This window comes from Nocardia yunnanensis (assembly GCF_003626895.1).
GTDB lineage: Bacteria > Actinomycetota > Actinomycetes > Mycobacteriales > Mycobacteriaceae > Nocardia > Nocardia yunnanensis.
Genome location: NZ_CP032568.1, coordinates 5,206,820 through 5,224,558 on the forward strand (window position 1 = coordinate 5,206,820; position 17,739 = coordinate 5,224,558).

Here is a 17,739-nt window from a genome sequence, read left to right on the forward strand (position 1 = left end):
ACCCTCATGACTCTGCTGCAGATCATGTCCGACCAGGACGCCGGTGACGTCATCCTGCGCACCTCCGACGACGCGGTGGTCGCCGCCGAACTCGGCAAGCGCGGCATCACCTTCGAGCGCTGGCCGCTGCTGGAGGGCTTCAGCGCCGACACCAGCACCGAGGCGCTGCTGGCCGAATACCAGTCGCGCATCGACGAATTGAATGCCGACGGCCGCTACAAGTTCATCGACGTGGCCCGCATCCACCCCGACGACGCCGACCCGGAGTGGCCGGCCAAGGCGGTGGCCGCGCGCACCAAGTTCCTCGACGAGCACCGCCACGCCGAGGACGAGGTGCGTTTCTTCGCCGCCGGCGCGGGCTGCTTCTACCTGCACCTGGGTGACGAGGTGCTGGCCACGGTGTGCACCGCGGGCGATCTGGTGTCGGTGCCGGCGGGCACGCTGCACTGGTTCGACATGGGCTCGCGGCCGGAGTTCGTGGCGGTGCGGTTCTTCGAGGAGCAGGACGGCTGGATCGGCGACTTCACCGGCGACAAGATCTCCGGCGGTTTCCCGACCCTCGACGAGCTGCTGGCCCCGGCATGATCAAGGCGGTCGTGCTCGACATCGAGGGGACCACCAGCCCGACCAGCGCGGTGCGCGAGGACCTCTACGGGTACACCCGCGACCGGCTGCCGGGCTGGCTGGCCGAAAACCAGGGCGGCGCAGCGGATTCCATCATCGCCGCCACCCGCGCCCAGGCCGGGCGCCCGGACGCGGACGCCGCCGAGGTGGCGGCCATCCTCATCGGCTGGCTGAACACCGATGTGAAATCCGAGCCGCTCAAGACCGCCCAGGGCATCATCTGCGCCGAGGGTTTCCGCAACGGCGCCCTGCACGGCGAGTTCTTCCCGGACGTCCCGCCGGTGCTGCGCGCCTGGCGCGACGCCGGACTCGAGCTCTACGTCTACTCCTCGGGTTCGGTGTGCAACCAGAAGGATTGGTTCGCCTTCGCCCGCGGCGGCGATCTGTCCCCGCTCATCAGCGGCCACTTCGACCTGTCGACCGCCGGGCCCAAGCGCGAAGCGTCCTCCTACGAGAAGATCGCCGGCGCCATCGGCGTCCCGGCTGATCAGATCCTGTTCCTGTCCGATCATCCCGACGAGGTGGACGCCGCGGCGGCGGCGGGCTGGCAGGCCATCGGCGTCACCCGACCGGGCGAACCCAACAGCCCTCGCGGCGACCATCGCTGGATCGCGGATTTCGCCGACGTCGAACCGAATTGACCCGGTGACCGTTCCGGGGCCCGGCCGTGCTGCGGAGGTTTTCGCGGCCGGGAGCCCGGAGTCTTCAGTCTGGGTTACACGCGGGCGCCGGTGGAAGCTGCGCGTTCGATGAGGTACTCGACCAGGGTCATGAGCACGTTCTTGCACGAGGCGCGATCGCGAGCGTCGCAGAGCAGCACCGGGATTCGCTCGTCGAGGTCGAGGGCGTCGCGGACCTCGGCGGGGGTGTAGAGGGGAGCGCCCTCGAAGCAGTTGACGGCCACCGTGAATGCCACGCCGCGGCGTTCGAAGAAGTCGATGGCCGCGAACGAGCCGTCCAGGCGGCGGGTGTCGGCCAGCACGACCGCGCCCAGCGCACCGCGCGCGAGTTCGTCCCACAGGAACCAGAAGCGGTCCTGGCCGGGGGTGCCGAACAGATACAGCACCAGGTTCTGGTCGATGGTGATGCGGCCGAAGTCCAGCGCGACGGTGGTGGTGGTCTTGCCCTCCACGCCGCGCAGATCGTCGACGCCCGCGGACAACTCGGTGATGAGCTCCTCGGTGCGCAGCGGGGTGATCTCGGAGATCGCCCCCACCATCGTGGTCTTGCCCACGCCGAAGCCGCCCGCGATGAGGATTTTCACCGAGGCGGCCATAGGCTGGGCGGTATCAGAGTTTTCGAATGCCATCGAGTACCGCTCGCAGAATGTTGAGGTCACCGGGCACGGACTCGGGGGAGGCCGGGGCCCGGAAGTTGAGTATGTTGTCGGAAATCAGATCCCCCACCAGGATTTTCGTGACAGCCAGCGGCAGCCGCATGGCGGCCGACACCTCGGCCACCGACAGCGGCAGCCGGCACAGCCGCACGATGTCCGCGTATTCCGGCTCGGCTCGCCGCAGCGGTGGCGCCGCATTGGGCACCACCACCACCGTGAGCATGTCCAGATCATGTCCCGCGCCCATGGTCCGGCCGCCGGTGCGCGCGTACGGGCGTACGAGCGGACCGGCCGCGTCATCGAACCACTGTTCCCCCGGCCCCGGCATCATGACAGTCGGGGGTTGCCTTGTCCGGCCAGGTTGTGCCGGGGCGTGGTGGACAGGTAGTTGCCGACGCGCTGCACGGTCAGGTTCATCTCGTAGGCGACCATGCCGAGGTTGGCCTGTTCGGTGGCCTGCAGCGCGAGGCAGGCGTGGCTGCCGGCGGCGGTCACGAACAGCACCGCGCGCTCGAGCTCGATGACCGCCTGGCGGACGCCGCCGCCGTCGAATCGGCCGCCGGCGCTGCGCGCCAGCCCGTAGAGGGTGGAGGACATGGCACCGAAGTGCTCGGCGTCCTCGCGGCTCATGGCGGAGGAACGGCCCAGCAGCAGCCCGTCGGTGGAGTGCACCACCGCATGACGGACGCCCGCGAGCCGGTCGACCAGATCATCGAGTAGCCAGTTGAGATCACCAGCGTTTGAGGTGGTCACCGTCGCCTTCCTGTCGTTCCGACTGTGTGTGCCCAAAGGGCGGCTGCGACTCAGGCCCGAACGAACCGGGGTCGGCCCGCCGGCCCTGCCTGGTTCCGTTTTCGATGGCGGAGAACAGGTCTCGGGCCTGCTCGGCCGTACGGGTGGCCTGAACGGTCGATTCGGGGACCGACTGCTCCTGCGCCAATTCCGGTGCGAGACTTGCCTGCCGGCGCCGACGCGGGAGCGCGGGCCGGATGTCGGAGCCAGTGTAATGGGATCGCCCGAAATCGCGTGCCCGGAACCCGTTTTCCGCGGGCGGAACCGGCGGCTGGACCGGTTCGGTCGGGGGCTTCGGTCGCGGATTGGTGGGCGGATCGAACGGCGCCGCGGCGCCGAAGGACATCACCGGCGGCCCGAACGAACCGGTGGACGGGCCCGTCGAATTCGGTTGCGGCGTCGATGAGGACGCGACCCCCGGACCCGCCGGCGGCGCGCTCGGCTCGGCGGCCGGCTGCGGGGCGGCCGGTTTGTCGAAGGATTCGAACGGCTCGTAGCCGACGATCGGTAGCTCGTAGTTCGAGATCTGCGAGGCGGGCGCGGCCGGCAGCTGCGGCAGCGCGGCCACCGCCAGGGCGGCCGCGGACGGCTCCGGGGCGTCCAACTGCCGTGGCACGACCGGCATCTCACCGGTGCGGCCCGAGGTCGCCACCGTCAGGCTGGTGGGCACCAGCACGATGGCGCGCACGCCGCCGTAGTCGGATTCGGTGAGCCGCACCGAGATACCGTTGCGGTGGGCCAGCTGCGCGACCACGAAGCGGCCCAGCCGGAAGTCGTCGGGCAGCATGTTCGCACCGAAATCGGGGGCGTCGCGCAGGATCTCGTTGATGCGCGCGAACTCGTCCTCGGGCATGCCCATGCCCTGGTCGATGATCTCGATGGCGACGCCCTTGCCGACGATATTGCCGCGCACCTCGACCTGCGACTGCGGCGGCGAGAAGTGGGCGGCATTGTCGACCAGCTCGGCGAGCAGGTGCACGAGGTCGGCCACGGCGCTGCCGGCGATCGCGACCTCCGGCAGCCGTGCGATCTTGACCCGGGTGTAGTCGAGGGTCTCGCCGACGCTCGAGCGCACGATCTCGAGCAGCTGCACCGGGTTTCGCCACTGCCGGCCCGGCTGGCCGCCGGCGAGAATGATCAGGTTCTCGGCATTGCGGCGTTCGCGGGTGGCCAGGTGGTCGAGGCGGAAGTAGATGTCCAGCAGCGAGGGATCTTCCTGCTGCGACTCCGCGGCGTCGAGGATCTCGAGCTGCCGGTGCACGATGACCTGGCTGCGGTGGGCGATATTGAGGAACATCGCCTTGACGCCCTCACGGGTGCGGGCCTCGGTGACGGCGGCGGCCACGGCGGCGGCGTGCGCGTGGTTGAACGCCTTGGCGACCTGACCGATCTCGTCGGCGCCGAAGTCGAGCACGGCGGCCTCGGCGACCGGATCGACCGGCTTGCCCTCCCGCAGCTTGGCCATGATCTCGGGCAGGCCGACATCGGCCAGTTCCAGGGTCTCGTTGCGAAGGCCTTTGAGCCGGCGGATGATTCGGTTGGCCAGCACCAGCGACACCAGGAACGCCAGCACCGACACCGCGAGCATGCCGCTGCCGGCCAGGGCGGAGTCGCGGGCGTTGCGGTCGCCCTCTTCGGCGGCCAGACCCTCGTTGTGCTTGCTCATCTGGTCCCACAGGTGCAGGACCTGGGTGTTGAGCCGGGTGACGGTGTCGCGCCATTCCTGCGGGGTGAAGGTCAGCGGCGCGAGCTGGGGGGTGACGCCGGGCTTGCTGGGCGGCACGGTGATCGGATCGAGCGCCCGCGAGATCAGGACGTTCTCCATCATGACGATCTTGGTCCAGTCCGGATCGTTCATGAGGGCCTGCATGTCCTTGTCACCGGTGCCGCCGTCACCACCGGCCAGGACGCCCAGGTTCACCCGGTAGGTGCCTGCGACACGGGAGAATTCGATGGCCAGTTCCGGGGGCAGCGTGCCGCCCGCGAGCAGCACCTCGGCCACCGCGGCCTCGCGCGCGAGCATCTCGGAGGCCTGCACCACCTGCAGGCCGTTCGCGACCTCCAGCGCCACCTCGGACGTCGGCGCGTTGTCGGCGACCATGCGGGTGCCGATCCAGACGACCTCGAGCAGCTTGCCGTAGAAGTAGTAGACATCGGAGATCGCCATGCCGTTGGCGTCGATCTGCGCACGCACACCGGCGATCTGGGTGCTGAGGGTGGTCAGGCCACCGACATTGTCGCCGATGCCGGCGGGCCCGAGCCGCGACATGGTCGGGGTGATCGCCGCCAGCCCCTGCAGGGCCTTGTCGAGGCGAACCCGCGCCTGCGCCAACGTCTTCGGGTTGGCGTCGTCGGCGCCGCTCATCTGGGCCATCGACAGTTGACGTTCCTCCTGGACGGCGGAAATCAACTCCTGGGTGGTCGGGGCCGCGGCGGTCAACGCGTCCGCCCATTCCCGTGCGTGCTTGCCCTCGACCACCAGGTACCCCGCGCCACCCACACCGATCGCGAGCAGCGCCAGGCTCGGGACGAGTGCGATGGCGAGCACGCGGGTCCGGACCCCGAGCCTCGCTCTGAACATCGGGCAAAGGTAACGGGACGTAGGTCACATATGCCGCTCCGATCCCGGTGAGCGGGACCGAGATTGACATGTCGGATCATGTATGCATATGAATGGCAGGCCAAGCCGCCGTTCGGGCGGGAGCCCGGAGCGGTAATCGGCGGCGGCACAGTACAATTCGCCGCTGTTTCAGGCGCGGTGCCGGGGCGCCGCGGACAGGAAGGAACCGACGCGCTGCACGGTCAGGTTCATCTCGTAGGCGACCATGCCGAGGTTGGCGTCGGCCCTGGCCTGCAACGCCAGGCAGGCATTGGCGCCCGCCGCGGTCACGAACAGCACCGCGCGGTCGAGTTCGATGACGGCCTGGCGCACGCCGCCGCCGTCGAAACGGTGTCCGGCACTGCGGGACAGCCCGAAAAGCGTGGAGGACATGGCGCAGAAGTGTTCGGCGTCCTCGTGGCTCATGCTCGCCGAGCGGCCCAGCAGCAGCCCGTCGGTGGAATGCACCACCGCGTGCCGCACGCCCGCGAGTTTGTCGACGAGATCGTCGAGCAGCCAATCGAGTTCACCAGCGGGGGAGGTGTTCACCTTCGCCTTTCTGTCGGTCGGGGGTACTGCCCTCGAGCACCGAGGACGGGATGAGCACGATGGCGCGGATGCCGCCGAAATCGGAGTCCGACAGGCGCACCGAGATGTCGTGCCGGGCCGCCAGCCGCGACACCACGAACAAACCGAGCCGGGAATCGCCCGACAGGCTGGCGACCCCGAAATCCGGTGGGGCGCTCAGCAAGGCATTGAGCCGTTCCAGCTCGCCGGCCGCGATGCCCATACCCTGATCGGTGATCTTCACGACGACACCGCGGCCCACCGACGTGCCCGAGATCTCCACCCGCGACTGCGGCGGGGAGAAGCTCGCGGCGTTGTCGATCAGCTCGGCCAGCAGGTGGACGAGGTCGGCGACGGCCAGGCCGGCGATGAATGCCTGTGGCAGGCGGCCGGTTTCGACGCGGGTGTAGTCGGCGGTCTCACCGACGGCGCTGCGCACCAGTTCCAGCAGCGGCACCGGATTGCGCCACTGCCGGCCGGGGCGGCCGCCCGCGAGCACGATCAGGTTCTCGGCATTGCGGCGTTCACGGGTGGCCAGGTGGTCGAGGCGGAAGTAGATGTCCAGCAGTGCGGGGTCCTGCTGCTGCGCTTGGGCGGCGTCGAGGATTTCGAGCTGGCGGTGCACCACCACCTGGCTGCGGTGGGCGATATTGAGGAATACCGATTTCACGCCCTCGCGGGTGCGCGCCTCGGTGACCGCGGCCGCCACCGCCGTCGCGTGGGCATGCCCGAAAGCCGCGGCCACCTGGCCGATTTCGTCGCCGCCGAAATCCAGGGTCGGCTGCTCGAGCTCGGCGTCGAGTCCGGCGCCGGCGGCCAGTCGCCGCATGGTCTCGGGCAGTTGTTCGTCGGCGAGCGCGAAGGTGCGGTCGCGCAGGCGTTTCAGCCTGCCGATGACGCGATCGGCCAGCGCCACCGCGACCGCGATGGCCACCAGCGCCACCGCCACCATGCCCGCGCCGGCCCACAGCGAGGTGCGGGTGGTGTCGGAGGCGGCGGCTCCGGCCAGGTGCTGCGCCTCGGTGTTCTCGGCCTGCCACAGGTCGGCCAGGCCGCGGGCGACCTCCTCGGCGCTGCGCTGCCAGTCGGCGATCGCGATCGGAAGCTGCTGCGCGGTGGGGTGTTTCGCCGTCGTGTCGGCCGCGGGCAGGGTGCGCTGGGCCAGCACGGGTTCGATCACGCCGAGCCGTGCCCAGGCCGGGGTGGCGACCAGGGCCTTGGCGGCCGTGGCCTGCTGCTCGTCGGGTGCGGTGACGATGGCGTCGATGTGGGTGCGGTAGAAGCCGACCAGGCTCAGGTATTCCGTGCCCAATTCCGGGGGCAGGGTGTTGCCGTCGAGGAGCGCGGCGCCCAGGGCGTAGGCGCGGCTCATGGCCTCCAGGCTGCGCAGCACATCGGCGGCCTGCGCCAATTCGACGGTGGTGGCGGCATCGGGGGCGGACTTCTCGGCGATCTCGACACCGGCCATCACACTCTGCGGAATCCGGTTGTAGAAGGCGTACACCTCCGGCAGCGCCAGGCTGCCCGCGTCGACGCCGGAGCGGATGTCCGCCAGGCGCGTGGCCACCGCGCCGATCGCATCGGTGGCCTGGCCCATGGATTCCGGGCCCATGCGGGTCAGCGACTCCTGGGTGGGAGCGAGCACCCGCAACGCGTCGTCGAGGCGCTGCCGGGCCGCGGTCAGCTGCCGCACATCGGTGTCCAGGCCGGCCAGCCGCCACAGGGTCAGTCGGCGTTCGGTCTGCACCGCCTCGATCAGTGCCCGGGTCGGCGCGATACCGGCCTGCATTTCGTCCGCCCAGCCGCGGGCGCGATGGGAGCGATCCACCAGCGTCCCGGCCGCGCCGAGGCCGACGACCACCAGCGCCACACTCGGTGCCAGCGCGATGGCCAGGATCCGGGTGCGGACCCCGAGCTTCGGAAAGCGCATCGCTGCAAAGTAACCGCGCTCCGGGCGCTGTCGCGTGCCGAGTCCTTTTGTGCGGGATGGGATTTGACATCACCGTCGAGATTCCCGTACGCCGGGTCCGCACGACATGGTGGCGGGTTTCGTGCGCCTTGTCGATCGTGGCGGCGCCGCGGTCGATTCCGGTGCTGGTGCACGAGTAGCGCTGGGGCACAGCCGTTTTGTTGATCCCGCATCCACACCCCTCGTGCGGATGCGGGATCGCGGCCGGATCGGTCGGCGCTGCCCTCGCCGCGGATCCCTGTCCCGAGGTACTTCTGGCTGTTTGTTCGTCGAGCGGGCGCGCGGGGTTACGAAATCGGCGGCTACCAGCCCAGATCGCGGCATTCAGGACATTTCGCCGGACCGACATTTTCGGCCGGAAGGCCGCTGTGAGCGGCCCGGATTTCACAGTCGCGGTCCGCCGCGCGGGACGCGGGGTAGATTGTGTGTATCCCGAAGTTACCCGTAAGTAGGAGGCGATGATGCCGGTGCCGGCTGCCGCGGTGTTCGAACGACTGCGTTCGTTCTCGGCCGTGGATTCCCAGGACCACCCGAACCGCGCGATCACCGAGGTGTTCACCGGTCAGACCCTGGGCGAGGTGCCGGTCGGCACGGCCGCCGACGTCGCCGCCGCCGTCACCAAAGCCCGTGCCGCGCAGGCCGAATGGGCCGCGCGCACCCCCAAGCAGCGGGCCGAGGTGCTGGAGCGCTACCGGGCGCTGGTGGTGGAGAACCGCGAGTACCTGATGGACATCGTGCAGGCCGAGACCGGCAAGGCGCGGTGGGCGGCGCAGGAGGAGATCATGGGGCTGATGTTCGCGGCCCGCTACTTCTCCCGGGTCGCGCCGCAACTGCTGGCGCCGCACAGCGTGCCCGGCGCCTTCCCGGTGCTGAACAAGGCGACGGTGCGGGCGGTGCCCAAGGGCGTGGTCGGGGTCATCGCGCCGTGGAACTATCCGATGCTGCTGTCGGTCGGCGACTCGATCCCGGCGCTGCTGGCCGGCAATGCGGTGGTGGTCAAGCCCGACAGCCAGACCCCGTACTCGTCGCTGGCCAATGCCGAGCTGTTCGCCCGCGCGGGTCTGCCGCGTGACCTCTACGCCGTGGTGCCCGGACCGGGCACGGTGGTCGGCACCGCCATCGTCGAGCAGTGCGACTACCTGATGTTCACCGGTTCCTCCGACACCGGCCGAACCCTGGCCGAGCAGTGCGGTCGCCGGCTGATCGGCTTCTCCGCCGAACTCGGCGGCAAGAACCCGATGATCGTGGCGCGCGGCGCCGATCTCGACAAGGCCGCGAAAGCCGCTGTGCGCGCCTGCTTCTCGAATGCCGGGCAGCTGTGCATCTCGATCGAGCGCATGTATGTCGAGCGCGCCATCGCCGACGAGTTCACCGCGAAGTTCGTCGCCGCGGTCGAGGCCGCGAAACTCGGTGCCGCCTACGACTTCTCGACCGATATCGGCAGCCTCATCTCCGAATCCCAGCTCGAGACCGTCACCAAGCACGTCGCCGACGCCGTCTCCAAGGGCGCGAAGGTCCTCGCCGGCGGCAACGCTCGCCCCGACCTGGGCCCGCTGTTCTTCGAACCCACCGTCCTGACCGAGGTCACCGACGCGATGGAATGCGGCCGCAACGAAACCTTCGGCCCCCTGGTCTCGATCTATCCCGTCGACTCCGTCGACGAGGCCATCGCCCGCGCCAACGACACCGAATACGGCCTCAATGCCAGCGTGTGGGCCGCCAGCAAGGCCGAAGGCCAGCGCATCGCCGAACGACTCCACGCCGGCACCGTCAACATCGACGAGGGCTACGCCCCCGCCTGGGGCACCACCGGCGCCCCCATGGGCGGTATGGGCATCTCCGGCGTCGGCCGCCGCCACGGCCCCGACGGCCTGCTCAAGTTCACCGAACCCCAGTCCATCGTGACCACCCGCATCCTCAACCTCGACCCGCCCGCCTTCCTCTCCCAGGAACGCTGGCAGCCCCTCCTCATGACCCTGGCCCGCAGCTTCCGCTACCTGCCCGGCCGCTGACACGCGAAAGCCCGGTGTGCCGCGGATTCCGCTGCCGCACACCGGGCTTCGCTAACAAGAGGATTCGCTCCGGATTTTGCGGTGGCGCGGCCGACCCGGAGAAACCGGCCGCGCCACCTTTTCTCATCCGGCCAGCTCGTTGCCGCGGAGCGGGGCGGGAGCCGCTTCCAGCACCGCTGCCTCGGCATCGGTGAACAGGCGCGACCGGATGACGAACCGGACTCCCTCGGGGGCTTCGAGGGAGAAACCACCGCCGCGGCCGGGGACCACGTCGACGGTGAGATGGGTGTGGCGCCAGTATTCGAACTGGTCGGCGCTCATCCAGAACGCCGTATCCGGGAAGACGCGGCCCAGCAGCACATCGGCCGCGCCGACCCGGAATTCACCGAGGGGATAGCACATCGGGGAGCTGCCGTCGCAGCAGCCGCCCGACTGGTGGAACATCACCGGACCGTGGTGGTCGATGAGCCGCTGCAGCAATTCGCCGGCGGCGTCGGTGATGGTCACCCGGGATACGGAACCTGCCTTCATCACGCTCCTCGCAGACTTGCGGCCCGTCTGACTGGGATGTGTTGCGGGTCAGAAGAATCCGAGCTTCTGCGCCGAATAGGAGACGAGCAGGTTCTTGGTCTGCTGATAGTGGTCCAACATCATGCTGTGGTTCTCGCGGCCGATGCCGGACTTCTTGTACCCGCCGAACGCCGCGTGCGCGGGATAGGCGTGATAGCAGTTGGTCCACACCCGCCCGGCCTTTATGGCCCGGCCCATCCGGTAGGCGGTGTTGCCGTCGCGGCTCCACACGCCCGCGCCCAGCCCGTAGAGGGTGTCGTTGGCGATGGTGACCGCTTCGACCTCGTTGTCGAAGCGGGTCACCGCCACCACCGGACCGAAGATCTCCTCCTGGAAGATCCGCATGTCGTTGCGGCCCTCGAAGACGGTCGGCTCGATGTAGTACCCATTGGGATAGCCCTCCACCTTGCGCATCTCGCCGCCGGTGAGCACCTTCGCGCCCTCTTTGCGGCCGATATCGATGTAGGAGAGGATCTTCTCGTACTGGTCGTTGCTGGCCTGCGCGCCGAGCATGGTCGAATCATCCAGCGGGTCACCGCCTTTGATCGCCTTGGTGCGCTCGACGGCGCGCGCCATGAATTCGTCGTAGATGGACGAGTGGATCAGCGCCCGCGACGGACACGTGCAGACCTCGCCCTGATTGAGCGCGAACATCACGAAACCCTCGACGGCCTTGTCCAGGAAATCGTCATCGGCCGCCAGCACATCCGCGAAGAAGATGTTGGGGCTCTTGCCGCCCAGCTCCAGGGTGACCGGGATGATGTTCTCGCTGGCGTACTGCATGATCAGCCGCCCCGTGGTGGTCTCGCCGGTGAAGGCGACCTTGGCCACCCGCGGGCTCGATGCCAGCGGTTTGCCCGCCTCCACGCCGAATCCGTTGACCACGTTGACGACTCCCGGCGGCAGCAGATCCGCGATCAACTCGATCACCAGCAGCAGCGACGCCGGCGTCTGCTCGGCGGGCTTGATGACCACGCAGTTGCCCGCCGCCAGCGCGGGCGCGAGCTTCCAGGCGGCCATGAGGATCGGGAAGTTCCACGGAATGATCTGTCCGACAACGCCCAGCGGTTCCTGGAAGTGGTAGGCGACGGTGTCGGCGTCGATCTGGGAGATCGTGCCCTCCTGCGCCCGGATCGCCCCGGCGAAGTAGCGGAAGTGATCGACGGTCAAAGGCAGGTCGGCGGCGAGGGTTTCGCGCACCGGCTTGCCGTTCTCCCAGGTCTCGGCGACGGCGAGGCGCTCCAGATTCGCCTCGATCCGGTCGGCGATCTTGTTGAGGATATTGGCACGATCCGTCACCGACGTGGCACCCCAGGCGTCGGCCGCGCGGTGCGCGGCCTCCAGGGCGAGATCGATATCCGCGGCGCTCGAACGCGCCACCTCGCAGAAGGTTTCACCGTCGATCGGCGAGGGATTCTCGAAATATCTGCCCTCGATCGGCGCTTTCCACTCACCACCGATGAAGTTCTCGTAGCGGCGGGCGAAACTGACGACACTGCCGTCGGTACCGGGTTTGGCGTAGATCATGGTGCGGCTCCTGATCACGTATCTACGGTGACGGGGGCCACTATGGACCGGTGAGGTTGGCGCGGGGTTGGCGTCCGGTTGGCGAAACGTTGCTGAGTCACTACACCCGCAGCGCGGTGTGCAGGCGCGCGGTCGCCAGCCCGCGACGGCTGTCCCCGGACGCCAGCAGACGCAGGGCGTGCTCGTGGATCTCGATATCGTCGGGGCACCGCTGACCGAAGCGCAGCGCGTGCTCGGGGTCGATATCCGCGAGCACGGCCGTGCGCAGGCACACGTCCAGATGCTCCCGCCACTGCACGATGCCGGGGACATCCGAATCCGGCAGCAGCGGACCGCGATACAGCCGCACCGCGGTGGTCAGGTCACCCGCCTCCAGCGCCGCCAGCAGCTCGACCGCGTCACACGCGATGGGATCGGTGAGCATATAGCGACGGTCGGCGATGCGGCCATCGGTGGCCGCGCGCAGCCGGGAGACATCGGCCTTGAGGGTGCTCGAGGACACCGACCGCTCGCCGTAGACGGCCTCGCGCAAGCGTTCCGGCGTGAACCCCTCCGGCTCCAGCGTCAACAGCGTCAGGATCTCGAGCTGACGCGGGCGCATCGGAATCTGTTTGCCCGCCTTGAACAATCGCGGCACCCCCAGCGCCTCGAGCCGGGTGTGGGCGGTGGGGCGCGACTGTTCGGCGTGCACGCGGGCTTCGATGGCGGTCACCAGGGCACGGACCGTGGTGAGGATGAGGGGATGGGAGCGATCCCAATACGTGGACAGATCCAGCACGCCCAGCTGCCGGCCGTCGGCGGCCCGGATCGGCGCGCAGTAGCAGACCCAGCCGTGCAGGGCCTCCACGAGATGCTCTGCCGCCCAGACCTGTGCGGGCCGCCCGCTGTGCAGCGACAGCGCCACACCGCTGGTGCCCATGTAGGGTTCGTCCCAGCAGCCGCCGGGCGCGAGATTGACCGTCTCGGCCTGCCGGCGCACCGACCGGTCGCCACAGCTGAACAACACCGTGCCGGTGTCGTCGGTGACCACCGCGACCAGCCCCGAATCCTCGGCCAGCGCGCGCAGTTCCCCGGCCATCTCGGTGATCGGGGTGCGCAGCGGCGATTCGGCCCAGCGCGAACCCAATTCGTCGCGGTCGGTGGCGGGCGCGACGGCGCGCGCCGGGTCCACCGTGCGCAGTGAGCGCTCCCAGGACTCCACGACCTCGTGCCGCAACACCACCTCACTGGTGGCGGGAGCGGGTCCGGCCCCCGAAGTCCAGTGCGCCCAGGCCTTCTCCAACTCCGCACGCTGATGCGCCGGGGCGGGCAGCTTCGTCATGGCGCAAACTCCTCGCGGTGCGTCCGGGCCGAGCGATATCCCATGATGGCGCGCGGTCGCGCCGAACGGGCCGCATTCGCGGCAGTCGGTGCAGTAATTCGTTCCGTGCGGGTTCGCAGCCTTCGCCGCCCGGCCGGATCACGCTGGTAGACAAGAATCATGGTCCTCCCTTTCCGCTTCGGCGTGAACCTGATGTCGCCCGCCTCGCGGCCCGACTGGATCGAGAAATGCCGCCGCGCCGAGGATCTCGGCTTCGATGTCCTAGGCGTCCCCGACCATCTCGGGATGCCCGCGCCGTTCCCGGCGCTCATGCTCGCCGCCGAGGTGACCGAGCGGCCGCGGCTGAACACCTTCGTGCTGAACACGCCGTTCTACAACCCGGTGCTGCTGGCCCGGGAGGTGGCGGGCCTCGACCAGCTCACCGGCGGTCGTTTCGAGCTGGGCCTCGGATCCGGTTACGTGCGTGCCGAATTCGAGGCCGCCGGACTGCCGTTCCCGTCCGCGGGCAGCCGCGTCGCCCACCTCGAGCAGACCGTGATCACCCTGCGGCGGCTGTTCGCCGATCCGGACTACCGCCCGCGCCTCGCACAGCCGGACGGTCCGCCGCTGCTGATCGCCGGCTGGGGCGAGCGCGCGCTGGGCGTGGCCGCCGCGCACGCCGACATCGTCGCCTTCACCGGAGCCGGCAGCGCCGACAGCGGCCTGCTCACCCTCGCCACCGCCGCCGACACCCAGAAGAAGACCCAGCAGGTGCGAGGGTTGCTCGGAAGTCGCTCGGCGAGCGTGGAATTCAATCTGCTGGTCCAGGCCGTCGCGACGCCCGGCGAACGCGACGCCACCCTCGCCTACCTCACCGACCATCTGCCGTTCGGGTTCGCGGGCGCGCCCGAGGATCTGCCGGTGATCCTGCTGGGCACTCCCGCGCAGATGGCCGAGGCGCTGCGCGAGCGCCGGGAACGCTTCGGGTTCAACTACATCACCGTGCTCGAGCACAACATGGAGCGCATGGCCGGGCTGATCGAGCTGCTGCAGGGGGAGTGACGCCGCACGTTTGATCCTGCGATGTCGAGGAATTGCGTCGGCAAGAACGGACTCGACCAGGAGGATCGAATGTCGGGTACAGCATGGGGTGTTGTGATCATCGTGCTGGTGGTCGTCATCGTGCTGCTCATCGTGGCGGCGCTGCTACCGCGGATGCGCAGCCGACGGCTCAAGGAGCGCTTCGGACCGGAATACGACCGGACCCTGGAGCAGGCGCCCAATCGCAAGGCCGCCGAACAGGATCTGGCCGAACGCCAGAAGCGCCACGAACAGCTGCAGCTGCGTGAGCTGTCGGACGAGGAGAAGCGCCGCTACCAGGCGGACTGGACCCATATCCAGGAGCGCTTCATCGACGACCCGGCCGGCGCGCTGGGTGCGGCCGACCATCTGGTGACCAAGGCGATGGCCGATCGCGGCTATCCCAACGACAGCTACGACCAGCGGCTGGCGGATCTGTCGGTGGAACACGCACGGCCACTGGGCCGTTTCCGCGCCGCCCACGACATCGCCAGCCGGGCCGGACGCGGCGGTGCGTCCACCGAGGACATGCGCACCGCCATCGTCGACTACCGCGAACTGTTCACCGACCTGCTCGACGGCGGCCACTCCGGCACCGCCCAACACAACTGAGGAATCGCCATGACCACCGAATTCAACTCGCGCAACCAGATTCAGCCCGATCAGCGGGATGACGTCCAGCATGGCCGGCACGGCGAGCTGCCGCCGGTCGAGGGCGAGGACCGACGCCGCGGCGAGCGGGACAACGAGTACGCGCCCGCGACCGGCGACGTCGCCAGCCCCGATATCCAGCCCGCGCCGCAGGACATTCAGCAGGGCCCGGCCGGACAGGGCTTGGGCGGACAGAGCTTGGGCACCGACCAGGGTTTGGGCGGACAGAGCTTGGACGACGGCGGCCACGATGCGGGAACCGCACAGCTGCGCGACCATTGGCGCGATGTGCAGATCATGTTCGTCGACGACCCCAAGGACGCCGTCACCCGCGCCGACGCGCTGGTGGCCGAGGCGCTCGAGCAGCTGACCGACCGCTGTTCGCGTCGGCGTGAGGAGCTCGAAAGCCGTTGGTCGCGCGGCGATGCCGCCGACACCGAGGAGATGCGCCAGGCGCTGCGCGGCTATCGGGAACTGTTCGATCAGCTGTTGGGCACCGCGTCCGGCGCGACGAACATATAGCTCTTCTCCTCGACCCGCTGGCGGATGCGCCAATCCCCGTTCACCCGCACGAAGGTGTCGTGGTACCACAGGCCGCAGAGCATGAGCCGGCGGGAGCCGTCGCCGGAGGTGACGAGCATGGGGTTGTGGCACATGGTGCGCGCGGTCGCGTGATCGCCCTCCACCCGGATGGAGGAGTTGGCGACCAGGTGCTGGAAGGCGGAGAAGTTCGGCATGACGGTGGCCAGGAATTTCTTGGTGGATTCCAGGTCACCGGCCGGACCGCCCATGGCGGTGTAGTCGATATGGGCGTCGGGGGTGAAGATCTCGTCGAGCAGCTCCCACTGATGGGTGTCCACGGCATGGGAATAGCGGACCATGAGGTCCGCTATTTCCATGCGGTCCGAGATCTCTTGCAGGGACAGCAATGGTGCCTCCGAGTGGTGCCGAAAACAGTTCAGGGACGGTGGGCCAGCGTACGGCGAGGCAGCCGTTGATCTTGCGGAATTCCAAAGAACCGGGGATGCAATAGATCTCGTTCAGACCGGTCCGTCAGCAGCGGACGCGGACCCACCGCGTCGGTCGATCCGGCGGCCGACGCCTAAGGTAGGTCCGTGCCCAGCATCGTTTTGCAGCGGGTGAGCCTCGGACACGGGTCGGCGGCGGTGCTCACCGAGGTCGAGGCCACCTTCGCGGCCGCGCGGTGTACCGCCGTGACGGGTCCCAGCGGGGCCGGCAAGACCACGCTGCTGCGCCTGCTCAACCGCTTCGGCGAACCCGACAGCGGACGTGTCCTGCTGGACGGGACGCCGGTCGCCGAGCTGGACGTGCTGGCGCTGCGGCGTCGGGTGGGGCTGGTGCCGCAGCGGCCGGTCCTGCTCACCGATACCGTGGCCGACGAGATCCGGGTGGGGCAGGCGGTGAGCGCCGAACGCGTCCAGGAACTGATCCAGGCAGTCGGTTTACCCGAGGGCTTCGCGGTGCGCCGCTGTGCGGAGCTGTCCGGCGGTGAGGCGCAACGGGTTTGCCTGGCGCGAGCGCTGGCCGTGCGGCCGGAGGTGCTGCTGCTGGACGAACCGACCTCGGCGCTGGACGGGGTGTCGGCGGCGGCGATCGGGGACCTCGTGCGCGCACACGTCGCAGCGGGCGGGAGTGTGGTGCTGGTCAGCCACGACCCGGGTTTCGTGGCGGACGTCGCCGACGAGGTGTGGACGTTGCGGGGCGGTCGGCTCACCCCGGTCGCGCAGGCGGGAAATCAGTCGTGACGGCCGGGCTCTCGGTTCCGGACTGGACGGGCGTCGGGGCCTCGCTGAGCCTGGTGGCGATCGCGGCGGCGATCGCGTATCGACAGCAATTGCATCTGACGCGGGAGCTGCTGATCGCGTCCGCGCGGGCCGGGGTGCAGCTGGTCGCGGTCGGCGCGATCCTGCTGATCCTGTTTCGCCACACCGGATTACCGGGCGCGCTCGGCTGGGTGGTTTTGATGATCGTCATCGCCGGTCAGGTGGCAGGCCGGCGCGGCGCGGGGCTGCCGCACGCCCGGCGCTCGGCGACCATCGGGGTGGCGTTCGGCGCGTGCCTGACGCTGGGCGCGCTGATCGTGCTGGGCATCATCTCCACGCAAGCGCGCGTGGTGGTGCCGGTGGGCGGGATGATCGTGTCCTCGGCGATGCAGGCGACCGGGATCGCGCTGCGCCGGCTGGTCGAGGATGCCCGGCGCGCCCGGGATGCGGTGGAAGCCCGCCTGGCGCTGGGGCTTTCGGCGCGGCAGGCGTTCCTGCCGCATCAGCGTTCGGCCTTGCGGACCGCGCTCATCCCGGCCATCGACGCGACGAAAGTGGTCGGTCTGATCAGTCTGCCGGGCGCGATGACGGGTCTGATTCTGGCGGGCGTGGATCCGCTCACCGCCATCCGCTACCAGATAGTCGTGATGTACATGCTGCTGGCCGCGACCACCCTCGCGGCGCTGGCGGCCACCCGGGTGGCCGAGCGCACCCTCTTCGACGACGCGCAGCGTCTGATTCGGTTGCCGGACTGAGACTTCGGCCCACAGAATCCTAATGGGTGGGATTTCACATGCGAGTGCGCCATCCGAAATGCCGCAATCGTTCCGACGTCCCCGATAAGATGGCCGGGGGACGGGTGGTTTCGTAGCATGGCTGCCGCGCTTCCACAGGGTAGCCGTGGCATCCGTGTCCGAGAGAGCGGGGC

The 17,739-nt window shown here is 69.2% G+C and carries 18 protein-coding genes; 8 read left to right on the plus strand and 10 right to left on the minus strand.

All coding sequences use genetic code 11. The annotated features are described in order from the left end of the window. Positions 1-6 precede the first annotated feature (6 nt). The gene (locus D7D52_RS24485; protein WP_120739989.1) at positions 7-585 is read left to right on the plus strand and encodes a 1,2-dihydroxy-3-keto-5-methylthiopentene dioxygenase; all 579 of its coding nucleotides are present in this window, start codon (positions 7-9) and stop codon (positions 583-585) included. Continuing rightward, positions 582-1,265: an acireductone synthase gene (mtnC, locus tag D7D52_RS24490; RefSeq protein WP_120739992.1), complete on the plus strand. Its 684-nt coding sequence runs from the start codon at positions 582-584 to the stop codon at positions 1,263-1,265. Before D7D52_RS24485 ends, mtnC begins: the two co-directional genes overlap by 4 nt. A 74-nt stretch (positions 1,266-1,339) precedes the next feature. Here mtnC and D7D52_RS24495 read toward each other — a convergent pair whose 3' ends face one another. The 6 genes from D7D52_RS24495 to D7D52_RS24520 form a co-directional block, all read right to left on the minus strand. After that, positions 1,340-1,900 (minus strand): GTP-binding protein, encoded by a 561-nt coding sequence (locus D7D52_RS24495; protein WP_246023265.1) that lies wholly within the window; start codon positions 1,898-1,900, stop codon positions 1,340-1,342. A gap of 13 nt (positions 1,901-1,913) precedes the next feature. Next, positions 1,914-2,288, minus strand: coding sequence for a DUF742 domain-containing protein (locus D7D52_RS24500; protein WP_120744428.1), 375 nt, complete (start codon positions 2,286-2,288; stop codon positions 1,914-1,916). Further along, positions 2,288-2,713: a roadblock/LC7 domain-containing protein gene (locus D7D52_RS24505; RefSeq protein WP_040857697.1), complete on the minus strand. Its 426-nt coding sequence runs from the start codon at positions 2,711-2,713 to the stop codon at positions 2,288-2,290. Before D7D52_RS24505 ends, D7D52_RS24500 begins: the two co-directional genes overlap by 1 nt. Then, positions 2,691-5,333 (minus strand): sensor histidine kinase, encoded by a 2,643-nt coding sequence (locus tag D7D52_RS24510; protein ID WP_120739995.1) that lies wholly within the window; start codon positions 5,331-5,333, stop codon positions 2,691-2,693. Before D7D52_RS24510 ends, D7D52_RS24505 begins: the two co-directional genes overlap by 23 nt. Before the next feature lie 168 nt (positions 5,334-5,501). Then, positions 5,502-5,900, minus strand: a complete 399-nt coding sequence (locus D7D52_RS24515) for a roadblock/LC7 domain-containing protein (protein WP_120739997.1) — start codon at positions 5,898-5,900, stop codon at positions 5,502-5,504. Beyond that, a complete protein-coding gene (locus D7D52_RS24520; protein WP_120740000.1) occupies positions 5,878-7,848 on the minus strand; it encodes a sensor histidine kinase in 1,971 nt (656 codons plus the stop codon). Before D7D52_RS24520 ends, D7D52_RS24515 begins: the two co-directional genes overlap by 23 nt. A gap of 500 nt (positions 7,849-8,348) precedes the next feature. Here D7D52_RS24520 and D7D52_RS24525 point away from each other — a divergent pair, with 500 nt between their 5' ends. Further along, positions 8,349-9,899, plus strand: coding sequence for a succinic semialdehyde dehydrogenase (locus tag D7D52_RS24525; protein ID WP_120744429.1), 1,551 nt, complete (start codon positions 8,349-8,351; stop codon positions 9,897-9,899). Between the two features lie 123 nt (positions 9,900-10,022). On the opposite strand, the gene D7D52_RS24530 is transcribed toward D7D52_RS24525, so the two are convergent. The 3 genes from D7D52_RS24530 to D7D52_RS24540 all read right to left on the minus strand — a co-directional run bounded on the left by D7D52_RS24530 (position 10,023) and on the right by D7D52_RS24540 (position 13,317). Continuing rightward, on the minus strand, positions 10,023-10,430 hold the full coding sequence (locus tag D7D52_RS24530) for a DUF779 domain-containing protein (protein WP_120740002.1): 408 nt from the start codon (positions 10,428-10,430) through the stop codon (positions 10,023-10,025). Between the two features lie 48 nt (positions 10,431-10,478). Further along, positions 10,479-11,996 carry an aldehyde dehydrogenase gene (adh, locus tag D7D52_RS24535; protein WP_120740004.1) on the minus strand — a complete coding sequence of 506 codons (1,518 nt, stop codon included), beginning with the start codon at positions 11,994-11,996 and terminating at the stop codon, positions 10,479-10,481. A gap of 100 nt (positions 11,997-12,096) precedes the next feature. Beyond that, positions 12,097-13,317 carry a sigma-54-dependent transcriptional regulator family protein gene (locus D7D52_RS24540; protein ID WP_120740006.1) on the minus strand — a complete coding sequence of 407 codons (1,221 nt, stop codon included), beginning with the start codon at positions 13,315-13,317 and terminating at the stop codon, positions 12,097-12,099. A 159-nt stretch (positions 13,318-13,476) separates the two neighbouring features. Between D7D52_RS24540 and D7D52_RS24545 the strand changes: the two genes are divergently transcribed. The 3 genes from D7D52_RS24545 to D7D52_RS24555 all read left to right on the plus strand — a co-directional run bounded on the left by D7D52_RS24545 (position 13,477) and on the right by D7D52_RS24555 (position 15,549). Continuing rightward, positions 13,477-14,358: a TIGR03621 family F420-dependent LLM class oxidoreductase gene (locus D7D52_RS24545; protein WP_120740008.1), complete on the plus strand. Its 882-nt coding sequence runs from the start codon at positions 13,477-13,479 to the stop codon at positions 14,356-14,358. A gap of 69 nt (positions 14,359-14,427) precedes the next feature. After that, entirely contained in the window at positions 14,428-14,988 is a 561-nt protein-coding gene (locus tag D7D52_RS24550; protein WP_120744430.1) for a hypothetical protein, read from the plus strand. A 9-nt stretch (positions 14,989-14,997) separates the two neighbouring features. Next, positions 14,998-15,549 (plus strand): hypothetical protein, encoded by a 552-nt coding sequence (locus D7D52_RS24555; protein WP_120740010.1) that lies wholly within the window; start codon positions 14,998-15,000, stop codon positions 15,547-15,549. Here D7D52_RS24555 and D7D52_RS24560 read toward each other — a convergent pair. Further along, complete coding sequence (locus D7D52_RS24560) at positions 15,510-15,956, minus strand: nuclear transport factor 2 family protein (RefSeq protein ID WP_120740012.1); 447 nt, start codon at positions 15,954-15,956, stop codon at positions 15,510-15,512. The genes D7D52_RS24555 and D7D52_RS24560 overlap by 40 nt on opposite strands. A 186-nt stretch (positions 15,957-16,142) precedes the next feature. Here D7D52_RS24560 and D7D52_RS24565 point away from each other — a divergent pair, with 186 nt between their 5' ends. Both D7D52_RS24565 and D7D52_RS24570 read left to right on the plus strand, forming a co-directional pair. Then, entirely contained in the window at positions 16,143-16,793 is a 651-nt protein-coding gene (locus tag D7D52_RS24565; RefSeq protein ID WP_246023266.1) for an ABC transporter ATP-binding protein, read from the plus strand. Beyond that, positions 16,790-17,566: an ABC transporter permease gene (locus D7D52_RS24570; protein ID WP_120740014.1), complete on the plus strand. Its 777-nt coding sequence runs from the start codon at positions 16,790-16,792 to the stop codon at positions 17,564-17,566. Before D7D52_RS24565 ends, D7D52_RS24570 begins: the two co-directional genes overlap by 4 nt. Positions 17,567-17,739 lie beyond the last annotated feature (173 nt).

Excerpts from the sequence above, each read along its gene's own strand:
- D7D52_RS24485 (WP_120739989.1), top strand. The coding sequence starts at position 7 with ATGACTCTGCTGCAGATCATGTCCGACCAGGACGCCGGTGACGTCATC.
- mtnC (WP_120739992.1), top strand. The coding sequence starts at position 582 with ATGATCAAGGCGGTCGTGCTCGACATCGAGGGGACCACCAGCCCGACC.
- D7D52_RS24495 (WP_246023265.1), bottom strand. The coding sequence starts at position 1,900 with ATGGCCGCCTCGGTGAAAATCCTCATCGCGGGCGGCTTCGGCGTGGGC.
- D7D52_RS24500 (WP_120744428.1), bottom strand. The coding sequence starts at position 2,288 with ATGCCGGGGCCGGGGGAACAGTGGTTCGATGACGCGGCCGGTCCGCTC.
- D7D52_RS24510 (WP_120739995.1), bottom strand. The coding sequence starts at position 5,333 with ATGTTCAGAGCGAGGCTCGGGGTCCGGACCCGCGTGCTCGCCATCGCA.
- D7D52_RS24520 (WP_120740000.1), bottom strand. The coding sequence starts at position 7,848 with ATGCGCTTTCCGAAGCTCGGGGTCCGCACCCGGATCCTGGCCATCGCG.
- D7D52_RS24525 (WP_120744429.1), top strand. The coding sequence starts at position 8,349 with ATGCCGGTGCCGGCTGCCGCGGTGTTCGAACGACTGCGTTCGTTCTCG.
- D7D52_RS24530 (WP_120740002.1), bottom strand. The coding sequence starts at position 10,430 with ATGAAGGCAGGTTCCGTATCCCGGGTGACCATCACCGACGCCGCCGGC.
- adh (WP_120740004.1), bottom strand. The coding sequence starts at position 11,996 with ATGATCTACGCCAAACCCGGTACCGACGGCAGTGTCGTCAGTTTCGCC.
- D7D52_RS24540 (WP_120740006.1), bottom strand. The coding sequence starts at position 13,317 with ATGACGAAGCTGCCCGCCCCGGCGCATCAGCGTGCGGAGTTGGAGAAG.
- D7D52_RS24545 (WP_120740008.1), top strand. The coding sequence starts at position 13,477 with ATGGTCCTCCCTTTCCGCTTCGGCGTGAACCTGATGTCGCCCGCCTCG.
- D7D52_RS24550 (WP_120744430.1), top strand. The coding sequence starts at position 14,428 with ATGTCGGGTACAGCATGGGGTGTTGTGATCATCGTGCTGGTGGTCGTC.
- D7D52_RS24555 (WP_120740010.1), top strand. The coding sequence starts at position 14,998 with ATGACCACCGAATTCAACTCGCGCAACCAGATTCAGCCCGATCAGCGG.